Consider the following 16,365-nt stretch of genomic DNA (forward strand, 5'->3'; position numbering starts at 1 on the left):
ATCGCAAAGCGCGACCCCGCGACAGCCAGTTCCAATTTCTAGCATGACGCACAAGAGCACTCTTAAGCCGCATAGCCTCGGTCTTGCGGGCGGCGGCTCGTAGGACCAATAGCTGCCGCTACAGCCAACCCGTCGACTTCTTCATTCCTTGCGTCCCCAGCGTGGCCCCGCACCCACTCCCATTGCACGTTCAATCTGTCTGATACGACCAGAAGTTCTTCCCAAAGGTCGCGGTTCTCGACGGGCTTGCCGCTTGCTTTACGCCAGCCGTTAGATTGCCATTTGGGCACCCATTCGGTCATCCCTTGGATGAGCAGCCAGCTGTCGGAATAGACCGTGATCTGGGCTTTCTCGTCACGCCTGATTTGGCGCATACCCTGAATGGCGGCTGCCATTTCCATCCTGTTGTTTGTGGTGTGCGCGACATTGCCAAAGACGGACCGCTTCTTGGTTTCTTTGCCGTCTTCGTATCTTCGGACGACTGCAGCCCAGCCGCCTCGACCGGGGTTTCCGAGGCATGAGCCATCAGTGTGAATAGTGATTTCAGTGTTTGTCATTTGGGGTTCTTCTTCGTTCGTTAGGGGGCTGTGGTTTGTTTGCGGTCTGTCATGGCGACCACGCCAAGCTCAACCAAGAATGAAAGCGCTTCGCTCTGTGAGACCTCACGCTCCAACTGTTTGACCATGCGTTCACGCACGGTGTTGACTGTAACCACCACTTCAGGGCGCACTCTCATGTTGGCCCATTGGCTCGGTCGGTCGGCCCAAGGGGCAAGCTGATCATCATACTTGTCGTGACCCAAGCGGGCACGTGCTGTTGACCTCAGGCGTTTCGTGAATGCCCGCCGTTTGTCATAGCCGATACGACGCAGCCGTTTGTCGGCCACGCGGTTCTGTTCATTCAGTTTCATGATGTTTCTCCAAAGATGAAAAAGGACGCCCGTTAAGGACGCCCTGATTGCTGTTCGAGGTGACGATGTCTCCGCTACGTTATTGCAATGCCTTCAATGTCATCCCCGGCATGCACCTTGCGAACGTATGTCTGGATCGAGAGACCATAGAACTTACGGGTGTACCTGCTGGCTGCCTGAGCGATATTCTTACGCCCAGACATTCTGGGTGGCTCTCGCAGCAACCTAAGGTCACACAGAATATTCCTGAGACCAGCGTCCACTGGGATGAAGGACAGTACGCTTTGCATGACGCCAAGACGCTCTGACGGAGCGACTGAGTAGACCATTCGCTCCAAATCTCGTGCACGGGCGCAATGCAGCTTGGACCGCTCTTTGTTCTCTGTTGCGCGGTTTCCCCTTGCAGCGTTCTTACTGCCGGCCTTCTTACATTTGACAGAGCAGTACTTCTGGTTGGACCTTCTGGGTTCAAACGTCTGGGTGCAACGCGCGCACGACTTTAGGTTCCCCTGAAGGGATGTGTCAGTGTTCAATTGGGGAGTTCCTTATGATGGGATTATGGTGTGATGAATGATGATCATCCTCACTCGGTCTTTCAACGAGCGGAGCGAGCCGTAGGGGGCACCTGAACGTGTTGGCAGTGAAACTGCTTTACCTTCAGGGGGCCTTCACAGGGTTGGATTTTGATGAAGGAGACGAAAGTCGACGTACCTTAAGGGTAGCCTATGGGGTTACTATTACATATGCGGAGGGACCTTTTACCGGGACCACCTGCTTGCTCGTCTGCGTACTGCTTTGTGTGCAAAGTCCGTTTTTAACAGTTACGCCCCACTGTACAGACGAGCCGAACAGAATTGGCATGGCAACTCATGGGGATGCTAAGGGCGAGACGTTCAGCACACAAAACGCCGCCCCAGATGGAAAACCTCGACGGTCATGTGGACCGCCATGCTGGTCTCCACCTCATCCACCGGATGGGACGAACCGCCATCCACCCGGATTTCGAAATTCTGAGTACGGCTATAGTGGGGGTAAATGTTCATGCAATGTTCTGTACGGCTATACTGTGGGTGAATTGGCTTTTACCGGTTTGAGCGACCACTATCGCTAGCTGAATATCTATTTTCTGCTTGTATGGGGGGGAATTGGATTTCGCCCTTAGGCCGCCTCTTTCGCAAGCCTATAGACAGTCGCTCTGCTGACCCCGAAGTCCTTTGCAATCTGGGTCGGCTTTTCACCGTTCTGGAACGCTTCACGAATGGCGGCTGCCTTGTCCTCATCCATCGCAGGGCGTCCTTTGAACTTCCCCTCTGCTTTCGCCTTCGCAATCCCTTCACGCTGCCGCTCAAGCATCACCTCACGCTCAAACTGAGCAACAGCCCCAAGGACTGTTTCAAGCATCTGCGCGGTGGCACTGTCATTCATCATGGGCATGTTCATGATGTGCAGTTTGACGCCCTTGTCTGATAGCCGCTTGCGAATTTCGATGAGATCAGGGACGGAGCGCGCCAAACGGTCCAGCTTAGTGACAACCACAGTGTCCCCTTCGCGGGCAAAGTCCATGGCTGCCTCAAGCTGATCTCTCTGCTTCACACTGCTCACCTGCTCAGCAAACACCTTCTCACATCCATGGTCTTTCAACTCACGTTGCTGTGCCTCAAAGCCTGCGATCTGGTCTGCTGTCGACGTCCGAGCGTATCCGATGAGCATGTGCCTGTCTCCGAATGTGTATCGTTTACCCTATAAAGTTAAATAAGAAAGTGTGTTATAAATGTCAATCCTACTTAAATGAGACGGCATCTGAGGGGTTGGCACCTGTCTTGTTACACTCCGGTCAAATGAGACGTGCGTATTCAGGCTACCGTAGTGCCTTCCGGTGGTTCGTGAACGTCAGGCGGTAGCGGCCAACGTCAACGAAAGTCTCGCCCGGTCCCTCATGGATTACCTTAAGGGTCGCTGAGTGCGGAAAACGCTCGACGAGCAAGTTTAAAGGGCCGACGCAAAAGTCAAAGACGATCATTCTACTATTCCTATTCTTGGTAGTGCTGCATCAATGTGATGCAACGTGTAGATGATTTACCCGGAACTACACGTCACCCCTTTGTTTTTATTGCTCTAATGGATATTCCCCGCATGTGGCGAGAGTTGCCCCGAGGCGGCCCCACCGGGGGATATGCGCGGCATCTATATCTATCTCCGGCTCTCAAATTTTTTTGTCAAAATACTTGCGGCATCAATCAGCAACCAAGTTTGCAGATCATAGTGCCGAGCCGACGGAACCGGTGGTGGTTGGAACTCACAGCGCGCTGAGATTTCTTATCTGAGTTGGATATGGCCGATCAGCTTTACTTTGCCTTCTTTTTCTCCCTGAGCTTTTTCAAGTAAGCGCGGTTGTAGCCGAATGTCTCAAAAAAACTCCACTGCTCTTCTGAAAGCGTATCTACCAACTGAGCGGCCTTATACAACGTCATTCCCACATTGGACGCCTTGCTTGGAAACCACGGGCTGTGCTTCTTTTTTGCGACGATGTCTTCCAAGTGGAGGGCAGGGTGGTCTGAATAATGTGGGGACGACCGTTCGATTGATTGAAAAGTCGCGCTAACTACCGTGTCGGCAAGTTGGAGGCCGGGAAGCGTGGAAGCCGGGGCACGCTCAATTTGGTCGTACCGTAGTACTTCATGCTTGATCTCGCGGGTATCCAAGTAGGTCGTGCCTTCCTTGGCTTGTTGCAGCAGCGTCTGAACATACTCTTTGAAGTGACCAAAATGATGCCCCTTGCGGCTAGCCATTATGATCTTCAACACAGGGTCTTTATGACCCTGCTTCAACGCATCGTTGTGAACAAACTCGGTCACTCTTTCGAGAAGTAATCGGGTCACAAAGTTATAAAGGATTTGGCGCTCATCACCTCCCGCTGTAGCTGCGCGGGGATTGGAGTGTCCAATCATGGTCTCCTTGAAAGAACATACGACAAAAGCTCTTGCACGATACGTCGCCAATTTCTTGCAGACTTTCATGCGGTTGCGTGGCTTGTAGTTCCGGTAGTGGAGGACGCCCCCGTCTTGCCCTCCGATCTCTCTGAGAAGCGCGTTCCTTCTTTCCTCTAGCTCAGCCTCTACGCTTTTGCGCACAACGTACCCACCCAAGCAGAGCCACTCTGAGTTGCCGTCTGGGTTATGTGGTCTCAGGTCATGTGCTTTATCGTCGCCTGCTTCATCGACGTAGAGAATATACTGGTAAGACATTGAAATGCTTTTGGTAGTAGTTAGATGCTATCGCTTCACATTAGGTTGAGTGTTTCGGGGCTGCAATGTGGTTGTGACCTACCACCGTTACCTATGGGCGTTTCCTATGGCCACCACACTATCACTAGCTCTTAGTTTTGAAGCCTCGCGACTTTTGCTAGCAACCACGGATACAACGAAGGCAGGCCACGCTGGGCGACTCTTTGTTCCATCCTTGGGTCATGGTTGAAATGGGTGCGTTCTCGGTAACTTTTCTTGCTAAGCCAATCATCAAATTCATTTTGCTCATCAAGCCCGCTGCTTCTGTGATCTGGATAGCGTAAAACCTTGAGTGCCATTTTCGAGAGTTGCATTTCTTCAACCGGGGATTCGCCAGAAGCGACGTGATACAATTTTTGAAAACTAAAGTGCGTTTCGGCCACGGATTGTGCCGTTGGGTGCTCAGAGTCGCCTTCCGCCACATTCAAATGACTGTTAACTACGAGCGGGACAAGAGTCACAAGGTCAATAGGCAGTGGCGACCACTCCCAAACTGACGCGAATGTAGCGATCATGTCCATCATTTGTTCTATGTCCCTAAGTTCGATCCCTTGGGCAGAGAATACAAGGTCGAGAAACTCAACTACTGAAGCTTCGGAAGTTGGGTTGGTGTCGGGGACGGTAAACATCTCGTCTGTTAAGCCGAGGCTATGGTAAAGCTGCTTTATGAAGGGTCTACGGTCGGCGCTTTGAAATCTGTAGGTTCTGTCAATAAAGCGCCTTAGATACCGTTTCCCATCAAAATCCCCGCCGTAGAGGCCTTTGATGGCATGTGAAAGCTGGTCAGTGTCCGTGCCAAGAACAAACACGATGTTCTCTACAGAAAACAAGTGCTTTACGTTTTCTAGGAGATCAACGGCATAGCTTGGGCGACACCTGTCTAACTCGTCAATGAGGATGTAGATTGGGCTTGGGCGTTGCTGGTCGTCTAATACACTCTGTGCAAGTGCCGCGAGTTGGTTCCTGAAATTCGCACGGGCAGTCTTGTTTGACTCAAAACTCTCCAACATAGCTTTGCCAGTGACATCGATAGCGTCTTCAAGGCCTTTGGAAACTGCTGAGTTTAAGTCACTCTCAGCACCAGATTGACTATCCTCACTGGGTTCATCCTCAGAAGGTGTGAATAAGTCAGAAACAACACTAACGGCTTCATTCCCAACGGCCTTTTTGGCCCAATGTGTGACGGCACCAACCGCTGCCGTGCCCGCAATGCGTCCAGCAGTTCGAAGAAGTGGCTTAGTCTTCGCTAAGACTTCTCCTTGCCTGCCGTCAGCCACCAAGGCTTCTCGTAACCCACGTTGAACCACCGAAACGACCGACAAGAAAGAATCCTTAGATTGATCGTCATCCCAAGCGTTTATCCGAACCACAACATGGTGCTTTTCCGCCAAATCCCTAGCAAATCGTTCGAGAAAAAATGTCTTTCCGCTGCCCCAACCAGAGTCGAGGTTCAGGACATAGGTGCGAGGTTTGCCTGCGTTTTCTCGCAGGTTTAGTTGCCCCTCAATAAATGCCTGCAACAACCGCGCGTCTTCTTGACGTTCCAGATAGTCGTCGGACCAATTAGCTTCGTGTGGGGTCTCACTACTTTTATTATCTTTCAACGATCTACGGTCCATTACCTGTGAGCAATATGGGTTTTTTAGCCTTGGGCGAATTGTGAGTTCAAGCGTGAATAGTGTAGGGTTAAAGCCACGGGCTAATCCTAAGAAGGAAGTCGAAACGGATGCCAAACAGTTTGACGAGACACTTGCCAAACGGAATGCACAGACGGTTAAACTAACCGCGTAAGCATCTAAGGTTATCCAAGGAAACCCCTACGTTCCAGTAGCGGCAAGTTCAGTCGTTACCTTGGTAATGTTATCCACCGTTTTGCTGTTTCTGATGTAGCCCTCGCTCCGCCTCACTTTGACCAAGGCGCAATTGCTCTGTTTTTCTGGACCTGAGTTGACAACCGCAGGCAACACACAATAAACGTAAAAACAGCACACATTTGGGGAAACCTGATGGCTGCCCTAGGGTCTTTCGCCCATAAAAATAAAGTGTCAATGGCGCTAGTTCGATTGCTCTAGATGCTTCTCGACCGCACCAATATCCTGAAATTGTTGGAATCCCTCTTTTCTCAGCTGAGGCGCTCGCCTTTTGGGTCGAAGCGATACGTGCGGTCCGGGGTATATCCAAAGCGAATGGGTTGGCCTGTATTCACCTGATGCTGACCGAACAGGCGCGCCGTAATTTGATGGTCTTGCATCACCGCGACAACATTGGTGTCCCCGCCCAGGTGTTCGACATGAGTGACATTCGCGGTGATGGGACCTTCATCTGACAAAAACAGATCCTCGGGGCGGATTCCCATTGTTGTGTCCGCTCCATCGCCCAGTAGGCTGGCAGGGAAGAAATTCATTGATGGCGCGCCAAGGAATCCGGCGACGAACTGATTGGCGGGGTTGTTGTAAAGTTCCATCGGGCTGCCGACTTGCTCGACGTGGCCGTCGCGCAAAACGACGATCTTGTCTGCCAGTGTCATTGCTTCGGTCTGGTCATGCGTTACGTAAATCATCGAGGCATCGAGTTGCTGGTGCAAATTGGCGATCTCGAGCCGGGTGTTCATGCGCAATGCCGCGTCGAGATTGGACAGCGGTTCGTCAAAGAGAAACAGCTTGGGTTCGCGCACGATGGCGCGACCGATTGCGACGCGCTGACGCTGGCCGCCGGACAGCTCGGACGGGTAGCGGTCGATGTAGGGTTCAAGGTTCAGCATCTTGCTGGCCTTGGTGACCCGTTCTTCGATCACCTGTTTGCTCTGACCTTCCTGCTTGAGCGCAAGTGACATATTCTTGCGCACGTTCAAATGGGGATAGAGCGCGTAGCTTTGGAACACCATCGCAATCCCGCGCTTGGAGGGCGGGGTGAGGTTCATTAGCTCGCCGCCAATACGCACCTCACCCGAGGTGACATCCTCGAGCCCGGCAATGACGCGTAGCAGGGTGGACTTGCCGCAGCCCGAAGGGCCTACAAAGACCACGAACTCTCCTTCATCCACTTCGATGTTAATGTCTTTGAGAACCTCAACGGTGCCAAAGGATTTACTCACGTTATGAAGGGTCAGGGCAGTCATAAGGTCGTCTCTTTCAGCGAAATGGGCTGGCCGGTACGGATACTCTCATCAGCGGCCAGACATATGGCAAGGGATTGGACGGCGTCATTCATGTGACGGGTCAGGTCGATATCTTCGGCAATGGCGCGCAGCATATAGGCCTGCTCGGCATCGCAGAGGTCTTGATGGCCGGGCTCGTCGGGCATGTCGATCAGCCGATCGCCATCAGAGCGGTGGACAAGGATGCCGCCGACCTTGGTGTGGCCATCGATATCCGCCGATGCGCCTTTGTTGCCGTCAGTGATAGAAACCGACCCGTTGGGTGATACGATATCTTTCACGAAGAACGCTGTTTCGGACATCATCGGGCCCCAGCCAGCCTCATACCAGCCGACTGATCCGTCCTCGAAAACAACCTGAAACTGGCCGTAATTATACATGTCCGAGGCAATCTCGTCGCTTAGGCGCAGGCCCATGCCGTGGACGCGCACCGGATCGGAATCGGTGATCTGGCACATCACGTCGACATAGTGGACGCCGCAATCGACGATGGGTGAGGTGGTCTGCATCAGCGCTTTGTGAGTCTCCCACTCGGTGCCGCTGCTTTGCTGGTTCAGGTTCAGACGAAAGACATACGGGCCACCCAGATCGCGTGCCTCGGCTATCAGACGCATCCATGAGGGGTGGTGGCGCAGAATGTACCCGATAACCAATTTCCGGCTGGTCTCATTGGCTTTTGCCACGACGCGCTGGGCGTCTGCGACGGTGGTCGCCAGTGGCTTTTCCACGAAGACATGAGCGCCGGCCTCCATCGCCGCGCATGCATAGTCTGCATGGCTGTCGGAATAGGTTGCGACAACCACCAGATCGGGTTTAGTTTCAAGGCCTTCCTCAAAGGTCTTGAAGTATGAGTAAGCTTGTAGTTCGGGCGGCAAATCGATGACAGACCGATTGATCAGCCCGACGATCTCTGCATCCGGATTGCTGTGTAAAGCCAGCGCGTGGCTTAACCCCATGTTGCCGAGGCCTGCAATGATGACTCGGGTCACTTGACGGCTCCTGATGTGATGCCTCGGATCAGTTGACGCGAGAAGATGACATAAAGAACCAGCACCGGAAGGATCGCCATGCTGAGCGCCGACAGAACCGCGTTCCAGTCGGTAACGAACTGACCGATGAAAACCTGGCTGCCCAGCGTAAGTGTCTTGGTTTCCTCAGACGGGGCCAGTATCAGCGGGAACCACAGGTCGTTCCACATCGGGATCATGTTGAACACAGCCACTGTCGCCATGGCAGGGCGAACCAACGGCAGAACCAGACGAAAGAAGATCGTGTATTCAGACAAGCCGTCCACACGTCCGGCATTTTTCAGGTCGTCGGAGACCTGACGCATGAACTCCGACAGGATGAATACCGCCAACGGCAGACCTTGTGCCGTGTAAACGAGGATCAGAGCCCACAGCGTGTTGACCAAACCAGTCGCCACCATCAGCTCAAGAATGGCGACGGTGCCGATGCGGATCGGGATCATGATGCCAAGCGCCAGGTACAGCCCCATCAAGGTGTTGCCCTTGAACCGGTATTCGCTGAGGGCAAAGGCGGCCATTGCGCCGAACAGCAGGATGAAGGTCAGCGATACGACGGTGACGATCAGCGAATTCTGGAAATAGAGGAAGAAATCCCCCTGCTTCATCACGGTTTGGTATCCGATCAGAGAAAAGCTCTCGGCATCGGGCAGGGCGAGCGGTTCGCGAAAGATGGCGCGACGGGTCTTGAAACTGTTGATGATGATGACGAAGACCGGGAACAAAGCGATCAGCGTGTAGATGATCAGCGCCCCGTGCATCGCAGCGGTGTTTAGCGGGTTTGTACGAGCTTGGTTCATTTGCCGATCCTCACAACTGATACCGGCGCATCCGGGTCTGGATGCCGAACAGGTAGATACAGACACCCACGAGGATGATGGCGAACATGGCCCCGGCGATGGCCGAGCCCATATGTGGGTCGCCCAGTTGCAACTGGAAGCCAAAGAAGGTGCGGTACATGAATGTGCCTAGAATATCGGTCGAGAAATCTGGCCCCGCCAGCGCACCTTGCGACACATAGATCAGGTCGAACGCGTTGAAGTTACCTACGAAAGTCAGGATCGAGATGATGCCGATCGAAGGCAGGATCAGAGGCAGTTTGATCTTCCAGAAGGCCGAAGTTCCGGTGATTCCGTCGATTTCTCCGGCCTCAAGGATTTCTTCGGGGATCGATAAAAGGGCGGCATAGATCAGCATCATCGGGATGCCGACGAATTGCCAGACTGAGACCAGCGCCAGCGTGGTCAGCGCGTATTCTTCTTTTCCCAGCCACGGCGCAAACAGAGATTTCAAACCGACCGCGTCCAGCATCGAAGGCGCGATGCCCCAAAGAGGTGAAAGGATCAGTTTCCAGGCAAAGCCCACAATCACAAAGCTAAGGATCGTCGGGATAAATATTGCAGACCTATAAAGTGCAGCAAACCGCAGGCGAGGGTGCGACAGGATCGCGGCCAGAGCGACGCCGATGGGGTTCTGAACCAGCATGTGAACGAGAAAGAACCAGAAGTTGTTGCCCAGAGCATTCCAGAATTGCTCGGACCAGATCGGGTCGAAGAACAGCGTGCGGAAATTCTGCAACCCGACATAGATGCGGGTCTGATCAACCTCGGTGAACAGTGCAAGGCGCAGGGTGTTAAAAAGGGGGAAGATCATCACCGCCGTGTAGACCAGCACAGCGGGTGCCAGGAATACGGCGATATGCCATCTGATGCGGCGGGTCTGCATGGGAAACTCCGGGGAAAGGTGCCGGACGCGACGCGGGCGCGCGTCCGGGAATTGTACAGTCAGATCTTACTGATGCGGCGCGTACCAGCTGGCCAGACCGTCCTGAAGCTGCTGACCCAGTGCTTCGGGTGTTTCGACGCCCTTGATTGCGGCAACGGATGCGCCCCAGGTCTCGTTTTCCAGGTTCGGCGTGCCGCGTGAAAGGATTTGGTAGGTCGACCGGATCGTGCTTTCACATTCATCACGCCAACCGACTATTTCCTTGGCCAGCGGATCTTCCAATTCGACCGGAGTGCTGGAGAGCGGGAAGAAGCCGGGCAGGGCGTTACCAAAGATGCTGGCGAATTCCGGGCTTGCGACCCATGCCAGGAAAGTACGTGCGGCTTCCTGGTTTTCGCTGGCGGCATTCATGCCAATGCCAATATCGGTGTGGTCCGAAATGTAGCAGGTATCGCCAGCATTCTGAACCGGCGGCTTGAAAGCGCCCATTTCAAAATCGGCCTGCGTGTTGAATCCTGATATTTCCCAGCTGCCCGCCGGATAAACTGCGGCGCGACCCAGCGTGAACAGGTTCTGGCTGTCGGGATAGGTTTGTGCCTCGTACCCGTCGCCCAGATAGGGGCCCCATTTAGCTAGCGTTGCATAAGGCGCAACCCACTGGGGATCGGTCAGTTTCTGTTCGCCCTTGATCAGCGCCAGACGGCCTTCCTCGCCCTTCCAGTAGTTCGGGCCGATGTTGTTATATCCCATGGTGGCGGCTTCCCACTGGTCGTTGGTGCCCATGGCCATCGGGATATAGGTGCCGTCTTCCTTGATCTTTTCCAGTGCGGCAAAGAACTCGGCCTCAGTGGTCGGGACTTCGATACCCAGCTCGTTGAACGCGTCCTTGTTGTAGATGAATCCGTGGATCACCGATGCCATAGGCACGCAGAAACTGGCCGAGGCATCATCGGTTTGCCACGCGGATTTGGCGACGTCCGAGAAATTGTTCATGGCGCCCAGATCGGACAGGTCGGTCAGGTGGCCCGCTTCATACAGTGCAAGCGAGGCGTCGAAGGGACGGCAGGTGATCAAATCGCCCGCCGATCCGGCCTCGAGCTTGGAGTTCAGTACGGCGTTGTACTCGGCCGGGGCCGAGGGGGAAAAGACCACCTTAATGCCGGGATGCTCGGCTTCGAAGGCCGGAATGATCTTGTCCTGCCACAGAGCCAGATCATCATTGCGCCAGCTTTCGATGGTCAGGGTGGCGTCTTGGGCATAGGCGCCACTGGCAACGAGCGCGGTGCTCAGCAAGGCCAGACTTAGAACTTTGCGTGTCATTTGGTTTCTCCCATGTTGATAGTTTCAATGTTTTTTTTCAGTCGTTCCAATGCGGGGCGAAGGTGGTCGTTGGACTCTCGCAGCAGTGTTTGTGCAGTTTCAAGCGACCCGGCGCCCGCAGCCAGCAGGGCGGCGCATTTGAGGTTGCCGTCGGCCTCGGCCAGCGCCGTTTCCGCGCATTCGGGCGTGGAATCCGTCAGTCGACACACGATCCCGGTTGCGCGGGCTCGCAATTTGTCGTTGTCGGCGCGCAGGTTGATCATCATGCCGTCCTGAATATGACCCAGTTCCACTGCCATCAGTGTCGAGAGTATGTTCAGCGCAATTTTTTGCGCAGTCCCCGCACCCATGCGGGTAGAGCCGGAAATGAGTTCGGGCGGTGTCGACAACAGGACCGCGTGATCTGCCAGTTGCAGCAACTGCGATTCTGAATTGTTGGCAATCCCGATCACGGTCGCCCCCATGTTCCGAGCGATCTTGGCGGCAGCTATCGTATAAGGTGTTGTCCCGCTGGCCGAGACGGCAATCATTGTGTCCTTACGGGAAAGGTCGGCCAGTTCCATTTCCAGTGTGTCCGAGGTATCTTCGGCATCGCCGGGCATCTCTGACCCTGTGGGCAGGCCGCCAGCCATGTGAATGCGAATTTGGTTCGCCTGAATAGAGAATGTTCCGCCCAACTCCAGCGCGTCCGACGCTGCCATAAGGCCCGAAGATCCCGCTGCAAGGTAATGCAAAACACCGCCGGATCGAATTGTGCTGGCCATGGCCTGCGCGCCTGCGCAAATCTGATCGATCGCGCCCAGCGGGGCTTTGGATGCCTCGGCCTGTGATTGCCCCAGCAGTGCGGCGACATCAAGCAGAGGCCGGGCGTCCAGTCCGATGGCATCCTGATGCAACTGTTCCGTCACTGGCGTGATCACGTGATTCTCCCTCCCTAGGCTTCTGGCATCATACCTTTTAGATACCATTAGTCTACCATTTTGTTTACGTCACAAAATTTTCACCTATTTCGCCCTATATTTTGCATTTGGTCATATTTAGGTCTTCTAAATTGATAAAAGGTATTATAAAGGTACTTGTATGACTAATGCCTCAGATACCATGTACCTCGCCGTCGATGGCGGCGGCACGCGGTGCCGCATCGCTCTGTTCGATGGCGCTGTGATCCGGCAGATCGAGGTGGGCGCGGCAAACGTTTCTACTGATTTTGACGCCGCACGTGCGGAATTGAAGCGCGGGCTGGGTATGTTGGCCGAGCATGTCGGGACTACCGTCGCCATACTTGCCCAAGCGCCGGCGTATCTGGGGTTGGCTGGAATAACCGGCGATGCACTGGCCGATCAACTGGCTGCGGCGTTGCCGTTTCAAAGGGTTCGTATTGCCGATGACAGGGCGTCGGCCTTGCGCGGGGCCTTGGGGCCTGAAAGCGGTTTTGTTGCTCATTGCGGGACCGGTTCGTTCATTGCGGCCCAACGTGCTGGCGAAATGCACTTCGCCGGTGGGTGGGGGCCGGTTCTGGGGGATCAGGCGTCGGCCCAATGGGTTGGGCGGCAGGCATTGTCCAATACGTTAGAGTGTACGGACGGGCTGACTGAGCAGTCCAAAATGGCAGACAGGCTGTTAAAGCGGTTCGATGGAGCTGCAGGTGTTGTCCGGGCGGCCGCCGACATGTCCCCAACGGAGTTTGGCGCATTGGCGCCGACCGTCACGGAATTCGCCGCCAAGGGAGATCCAATAGCGGTGATGATCATGCAAGAGGCCGCCGAATACCTTTCAGATCGGATATCCAAAATGGGGTGGGTGCCTGGTATGCCGGTGTGTCTGACAGGGGGTATTGGCCCTCAATACGCGCCATATCTGCCGGTAGACATGCAATCCGACCTTGCTGAACCGCTTGGTGATCCAATGGCTGGTGCGCTGGCGCTGGCGCGCGCATTTCAAGAGGAGATTGATAATGAGCGTTGCTGATTTTCTGCGCCCTGAAGGCTGGCTGGGCCGGACCGCCGGTCCCCGCTATGTGCAACTGCGCCAGCGGCTCGAGCAGGGGATCGAGGACGGTATTCTGCCCCCCAACAGCTCACTGCCGCCCGAACGCGAAATTGCCGAACTGACTGACCTGTCCCGCGTTACCGTGCGAAAGGCCATTCAAGAGCTGGTTCGCAAAGGCGCGATCGAACAACGTCAGGGGTCCGGTTCTTTTGTGCGCGAACCCGTGTCGCGCGTCGAGCAATCGCTGTCACACCTGACATCCTTTACCGAAGACATGGAAAGGCGCGGGCTCAAGACCACATCCACATGGCTGGAGCGCGGGATTTTCCTGCCGTCGCCCGAAGAAATGATGGCTCTTGGCTTGTCGGCTGGTGAGCAGGTCGCCCGCATTCACCGGCTGCGCGAGGCGGGTGGTCGCCCAATGGCGCTGGAACGCGCAGCCCTGCCTCTCGACATATTGCCCAATCCGACCGAGGTTTCGGGGTCGCTTTACGCAGTGCTGGAGCAATTGGGCCATCGCCCGGTTCGAGCAATACAGAAGATTTCAGCTATTAACCTTGAAGCGACGGAAGCTGAGCTTCTGGACTGCGCAGAAGGTACCGCGGGGCTGCGAATCCAGCGCACCTCCTATCTCGAAAGCGGACGGGTCGCGGAACTGACCCGATCAATCTATCACGGCGAAGCCTACGATTTCGTAGCCGAACTGCGCCTGTCAAACTGAAAGGCCCGGACCATGCCCAGCGAAACCACTCAGATGCGCAAGGAAATAAATGAAATTCCCTGTGCTGTGGACCGATTACTTACCTACGACGCGGGTGCCATTGCAAAAACTGCCGAGGAAATCCGGACGCGCGATCCACGTTTTCTGATTTCGGTCGCGCGTGGTTCGTCAGATCACGCCTGCAGCTATCTGAAATACGTGTCCGAGTTGCTGTTGGGCTTGCCGATGGCGTCGGTCGGACCTTCGGTGAAATCCATCTATGGCGTCGACATGCGCTGTGAAGGCGCCTTGTGCATCGCGGTTTCGCAATCCGGGCAGAGTCCAGACATCGTTCAACTTACGAAGTCGCTGACAGATGGGGGCGCGTATTCCGTTGCCATCACAAACAACACCAGTTCCGCTTTGGCCGAAGCTGCGTCCTCTGCTTTGTCGATCCATGCGGGGCCGGAACTAAGCGTAGCAGCGACCAAGACCTTTGTGACTTCACTAGTGACAGGTCTTTGGTTGCTGGCAGAAATCAAACGCGATGAGGCTCTGTTGGCCTCGATCCGCAGTCTGCCCACAGCCCTTGAAGGGGCCATCACTTGTAATTGGAGCGCGGTGGTCGAAGCTGTCGATGGTCAGTCTCTGTTTACATTGGGGCGCGGAACCTCTTGGGCGATTTCCAATGAGGCGGCTCTCAAATTCAAGGAAACCTGCCAGATCCACGCCGAGAGCTATTCCTCGGCCGAAGTTCTGCATGGCCCGGTCTCAATTGTCGATCAGGGTTTTCCGGTGCTTGCTTTCTCTTCAGGCGATGCCGCCGAAGCCAATATTGCCGAGGTCGCCGATGCGCTGGCGGCCAAAGGGGCGCAAGTATTTGCGACCACTGATAGGGTGGCACAGGCGACACCTTTGCCGCATGTACGCACATCGCATTGGATGACCGATCCGGTCACGTCCATTGCGTCCTTTTATGGTATGGTTGAAACCGTTGCCACGCGGCGCGGGATAAATCCGGACACACCGCGCCATCTGAAGAAAGTGACAGAAACAGTATGAGCGCCCAGCCGATAACCTTTGCGGGCGGGCCGATATTCGACGGCAAATCCGTACGTACCGGCCACGCAGCACGGTTTGCAGACGGAGTGCTGCAGGCGCTGATCCCCGAGGCAGAGATTGCATTGGGCGAAAATGTTGAAGACCTGACAGGCGATATCCTAAGCCCCGGATATGTCGATCTGCAGGTAAACGGTGGCGGCGGCGTCATGTTCAATGACGACCCTTCGGTCGCAACACTGGCGCGTATCTCATCGGCCCATCGCTCGCTGGGTGCGACCTCGATCCTGCCGACGCTGATCACGGATACGGCTGAAAAGACCCTTGCGGCGATTGACGCTGCAATCGAAGCCGTCAACACGGAGGTGCAAGGCATCGCTGGTTTGCATCTGGAAGGCCCGCACCTGTCGGAACGTCGCAAGGGGGCCCATGATGCAGCGTTGATACGGCCCATGGAAGAGGCCGATCTTGCCCGGATTTTGATGGCGGCACAGGTATTGCCAGCGCTCATGGTGACGCTGGCCCCTGAAAACGCCACCGTCGATCAGGTGGAAGCAATGGCGAAGGCCGGTGTGATCGTGTCACTGGGCCACACGGATGCGCCCTTTGACACCTGCATGGCCTATGCTCGGGCCGGCGCGCGCTGTGCCACCCATCTGTTCAACGCCATGAGCCAACTGGGCAGCCGCGAGCCGGGATTGGTCGGGGCAGCATTGTCCAGCGGTCAGATGTCTGCGGGGATGATCGCGGATGCCGTCCATGTTCACCCTGAAACGATGCGTTCAGCTTGGGTGGCTAAACGTGGCCCGGGCAGGATATTTCTGGTGAGTGACGCCATGGCAGTGGCTGGAACGACCCAAAGCGAGTTCCGGCTCGAAGGTCGCCTGATCCGGCGCGAAAACGGTAGGTTGACGTTGCAGGACGGGACCTTGGCAGGGGCGGATCTCGACCTGACAACAGCAGTTAGAATTCTCGTGGCCGAGGTCGGCGTTTCGCTTCCGCAGGCCCTTGGTGCTGCCACCAGCGTTCCGGCCGAGTTCATTCAGGACAGCAAAAAGGGCCAGCTGCACAGATTGTCTGACGCGATCAGGATCGCGCCGGACCTGTCAGGGGCAACTCCTGCCATTTCTTTCTGACCGTTTGTTCGGATGTAGCCTTGCATCAGTCCCGGACGGGTTACGCGCTGGGCGCATTTC

Annotated in this window: 17 protein-coding genes; 4 read left to right on the forward strand and 13 right to left on the reverse strand. The window is 55.3% G+C overall.

What is annotated here, in order from left to right:
• Positions 1 to 62 precede the first annotated feature (62 nt).
• The 13 genes from rnhA to AC2TDA_RS09550 form a co-directional block, all read right to left on the reverse strand.
• Entirely contained in the window at positions 63 to 557 is a 495-nt protein-coding gene (rnhA, locus tag AC2TDA_RS09490; protein WP_480879062.1) for a ribonuclease HI, read from the reverse strand.
• Positions 558 to 577: 20 nt separating this feature from the next.
• A complete protein-coding gene (locus AC2TDA_RS09495; protein WP_480879063.1) occupies positions 578 to 910 on the reverse strand; it encodes a hypothetical protein in 333 nt (110 codons plus the stop codon).
• 74 nt (positions 911 to 984) lie between these two features.
• Positions 985 to 1,239: a hypothetical protein gene (locus AC2TDA_RS09500; protein WP_480879064.1), complete on the reverse strand. Its 255-nt coding sequence runs from the start codon at positions 1,237 to 1,239 to the stop codon at positions 985 to 987.
• A gap of 564 nt (positions 1,240 to 1,803) precedes the next feature.
• Positions 1,804 to 1,953: a hypothetical protein gene (locus AC2TDA_RS09505; protein WP_480879065.1), complete on the reverse strand. Its 150-nt coding sequence runs from the start codon at positions 1,951 to 1,953 to the stop codon at positions 1,804 to 1,806.
• Between the two features lie 115 nt (positions 1,954 to 2,068).
• On the reverse strand, positions 2,069 to 2,620 hold the full coding sequence (locus AC2TDA_RS09510) for a recombinase family protein (RefSeq protein ID WP_480879066.1): 552 nt from the start codon (positions 2,618 to 2,620) through the stop codon (positions 2,069 to 2,071).
• A gap of 635 nt (positions 2,621 to 3,255) precedes the next feature.
• Positions 3,256 to 4,155: a DUF3800 domain-containing protein gene (locus AC2TDA_RS09515; protein WP_480879068.1), complete on the reverse strand. Its 900-nt coding sequence runs from the start codon at positions 4,153 to 4,155 to the stop codon at positions 3,256 to 3,258.
• A 131-nt stretch (positions 4,156 to 4,286) separates the two neighbouring features.
• Positions 4,287 to 5,798, reverse strand: a complete 1,512-nt coding sequence (locus AC2TDA_RS09520; RefSeq protein ID WP_480879069.1) for a KAP family P-loop NTPase fold protein — start codon at positions 5,796 to 5,798, stop codon at positions 4,287 to 4,289.
• Between the two features lie 518 nt (positions 5,799 to 6,316).
• Positions 6,317 to 7,312, reverse strand: coding sequence for an ABC transporter ATP-binding protein (locus AC2TDA_RS09525; RefSeq protein ID WP_480879070.1), 996 nt, complete (start codon positions 7,310 to 7,312; stop codon positions 6,317 to 6,319).
• The gene (locus AC2TDA_RS09530; RefSeq protein WP_480879071.1) at positions 7,309 to 8,340 is read right to left on the reverse strand and encodes a Gfo/Idh/MocA family protein; all 1,032 of its coding nucleotides are present in this window, start codon (positions 8,338 to 8,340) and stop codon (positions 7,309 to 7,311) included. The genes AC2TDA_RS09525 and AC2TDA_RS09530 overlap by 4 nt, the downstream gene beginning before the upstream one ends.
• Positions 8,337 to 9,176, reverse strand: coding sequence for a carbohydrate ABC transporter permease (locus tag AC2TDA_RS09535; RefSeq protein ID WP_480845988.1), 840 nt, complete (start codon positions 9,174 to 9,176; stop codon positions 8,337 to 8,339). The genes AC2TDA_RS09530 and AC2TDA_RS09535 overlap by 4 nt, the downstream gene beginning before the upstream one ends.
• A gap of 10 nt (positions 9,177 to 9,186) precedes the next feature.
• Positions 9,187 to 10,101 carry a carbohydrate ABC transporter permease gene (locus tag AC2TDA_RS09540; protein WP_480879072.1) on the reverse strand — a complete coding sequence of 305 codons (915 nt, stop codon included), beginning with the start codon at positions 10,099 to 10,101 and terminating at the stop codon, positions 9,187 to 9,189.
• Between the two features lie 66 nt (positions 10,102 to 10,167).
• Complete coding sequence (locus tag AC2TDA_RS09545) at positions 10,168 to 11,421, reverse strand: ABC transporter substrate-binding protein (RefSeq protein WP_480879074.1); 1,254 nt, start codon at positions 11,419 to 11,421, stop codon at positions 10,168 to 10,170.
• Positions 11,418 to 12,341 (reverse strand): N-acetylmuramic acid 6-phosphate etherase, encoded by a 924-nt coding sequence (locus AC2TDA_RS09550; RefSeq protein WP_480879075.1) that lies wholly within the window; start codon positions 12,339 to 12,341, stop codon positions 11,418 to 11,420. Before AC2TDA_RS09550 ends, AC2TDA_RS09545 begins: the two co-directional genes overlap by 4 nt.
• Positions 12,342 to 12,501: 160 nt before the next feature.
• Between AC2TDA_RS09550 and AC2TDA_RS09555 the strand changes: the two genes are divergently transcribed.
• Genes AC2TDA_RS09555 through nagA form a run of 4 tightly spaced genes read left to right on the forward strand, consistent with a single transcriptional unit; the run spans position 12,502 to position 16,305 of the window.
• Positions 12,502 to 13,389, forward strand: coding sequence for a glucosamine kinase nucleotide-binding domain-containing protein (locus AC2TDA_RS09555; protein WP_480879076.1), 888 nt, complete (start codon positions 12,502 to 12,504; stop codon positions 13,387 to 13,389).
• Positions 13,376 to 14,131: a GntR family transcriptional regulator gene (locus AC2TDA_RS09560; protein WP_480845983.1), complete on the forward strand. Its 756-nt coding sequence runs from the start codon at positions 13,376 to 13,378 to the stop codon at positions 14,129 to 14,131. The genes AC2TDA_RS09555 and AC2TDA_RS09560 overlap by 14 nt, the downstream gene beginning before the upstream one ends.
• Before the next feature lie 12 nt (positions 14,132 to 14,143).
• On the forward strand, positions 14,144 to 15,172 hold the full coding sequence (locus AC2TDA_RS09565) for an SIS domain-containing protein (protein WP_480879077.1): 1,029 nt from the start codon (positions 14,144 to 14,146) through the stop codon (positions 15,170 to 15,172).
• The gene (gene nagA / locus AC2TDA_RS09570; RefSeq protein WP_480879078.1) at positions 15,169 to 16,305 is read left to right on the forward strand and encodes an N-acetylglucosamine-6-phosphate deacetylase; all 1,137 of its coding nucleotides are present in this window, start codon (positions 15,169 to 15,171) and stop codon (positions 16,303 to 16,305) included. Before AC2TDA_RS09565 ends, nagA begins: the two co-directional genes overlap by 4 nt.
• Positions 16,306 to 16,365: the final 60 nt, after the last annotated feature.

It is taken from the genome of Ruegeria sp. HKCCD6426, from assembly GCF_057221115.1.

Excerpts from the sequence above, each read along its gene's own strand:
- rnhA (WP_480879062.1), bottom strand. The coding sequence starts at position 557 with ATGACAAACACTGAAATCACTATTCACACTGATGGCTCATGCCTCGGA.
- AC2TDA_RS09495 (WP_480879063.1), bottom strand. The coding sequence starts at position 910 with ATGAAACTGAATGAACAGAACCGCGTGGCCGACAAACGGCTGCGTCGT.
- AC2TDA_RS09500 (WP_480879064.1), bottom strand. The coding sequence starts at position 1,239 with ATGGTCTACTCAGTCGCTCCGTCAGAGCGTCTTGGCGTCATGCAAAGC.
- AC2TDA_RS09505 (WP_480879065.1), bottom strand. The coding sequence starts at position 1,953 with ATGAACATTTACCCCCACTATAGCCGTACTCAGAATTTCGAAATCCGG.
- AC2TDA_RS09510 (WP_480879066.1), bottom strand. The coding sequence starts at position 2,620 with ATGCTCATCGGATACGCTCGGACGTCGACAGCAGACCAGATCGCAGGC.
- AC2TDA_RS09515 (WP_480879068.1), bottom strand. The coding sequence starts at position 4,155 with ATGTCTTACCAGTATATTCTCTACGTCGATGAAGCAGGCGACGATAAA.
- AC2TDA_RS09525 (WP_480879070.1), bottom strand. The coding sequence starts at position 7,312 with ATGACTGCCCTGACCCTTCATAACGTGAGTAAATCCTTTGGCACCGTT.
- AC2TDA_RS09535 (WP_480845988.1), bottom strand. The coding sequence starts at position 9,176 with ATGAACCAAGCTCGTACAAACCCGCTAAACACCGCTGCGATGCACGGG.
- AC2TDA_RS09540 (WP_480879072.1), bottom strand. The coding sequence starts at position 10,101 with ATGCAGACCCGCCGCATCAGATGGCATATCGCCGTATTCCTGGCACCC.
- AC2TDA_RS09545 (WP_480879074.1), bottom strand. The coding sequence starts at position 11,421 with ATGACACGCAAAGTTCTAAGTCTGGCCTTGCTGAGCACCGCGCTCGTT.
- AC2TDA_RS09555 (WP_480879076.1), top strand. The coding sequence starts at position 12,502 with ATGACTAATGCCTCAGATACCATGTACCTCGCCGTCGATGGCGGCGGC.
- AC2TDA_RS09560 (WP_480845983.1), top strand. The coding sequence starts at position 13,376 with ATGAGCGTTGCTGATTTTCTGCGCCCTGAAGGCTGGCTGGGCCGGACC.
- AC2TDA_RS09565 (WP_480879077.1), top strand. The coding sequence starts at position 14,144 with ATGCCCAGCGAAACCACTCAGATGCGCAAGGAAATAAATGAAATTCCC.
- nagA (WP_480879078.1), top strand. The coding sequence starts at position 15,169 with ATGAGCGCCCAGCCGATAACCTTTGCGGGCGGGCCGATATTCGACGGC.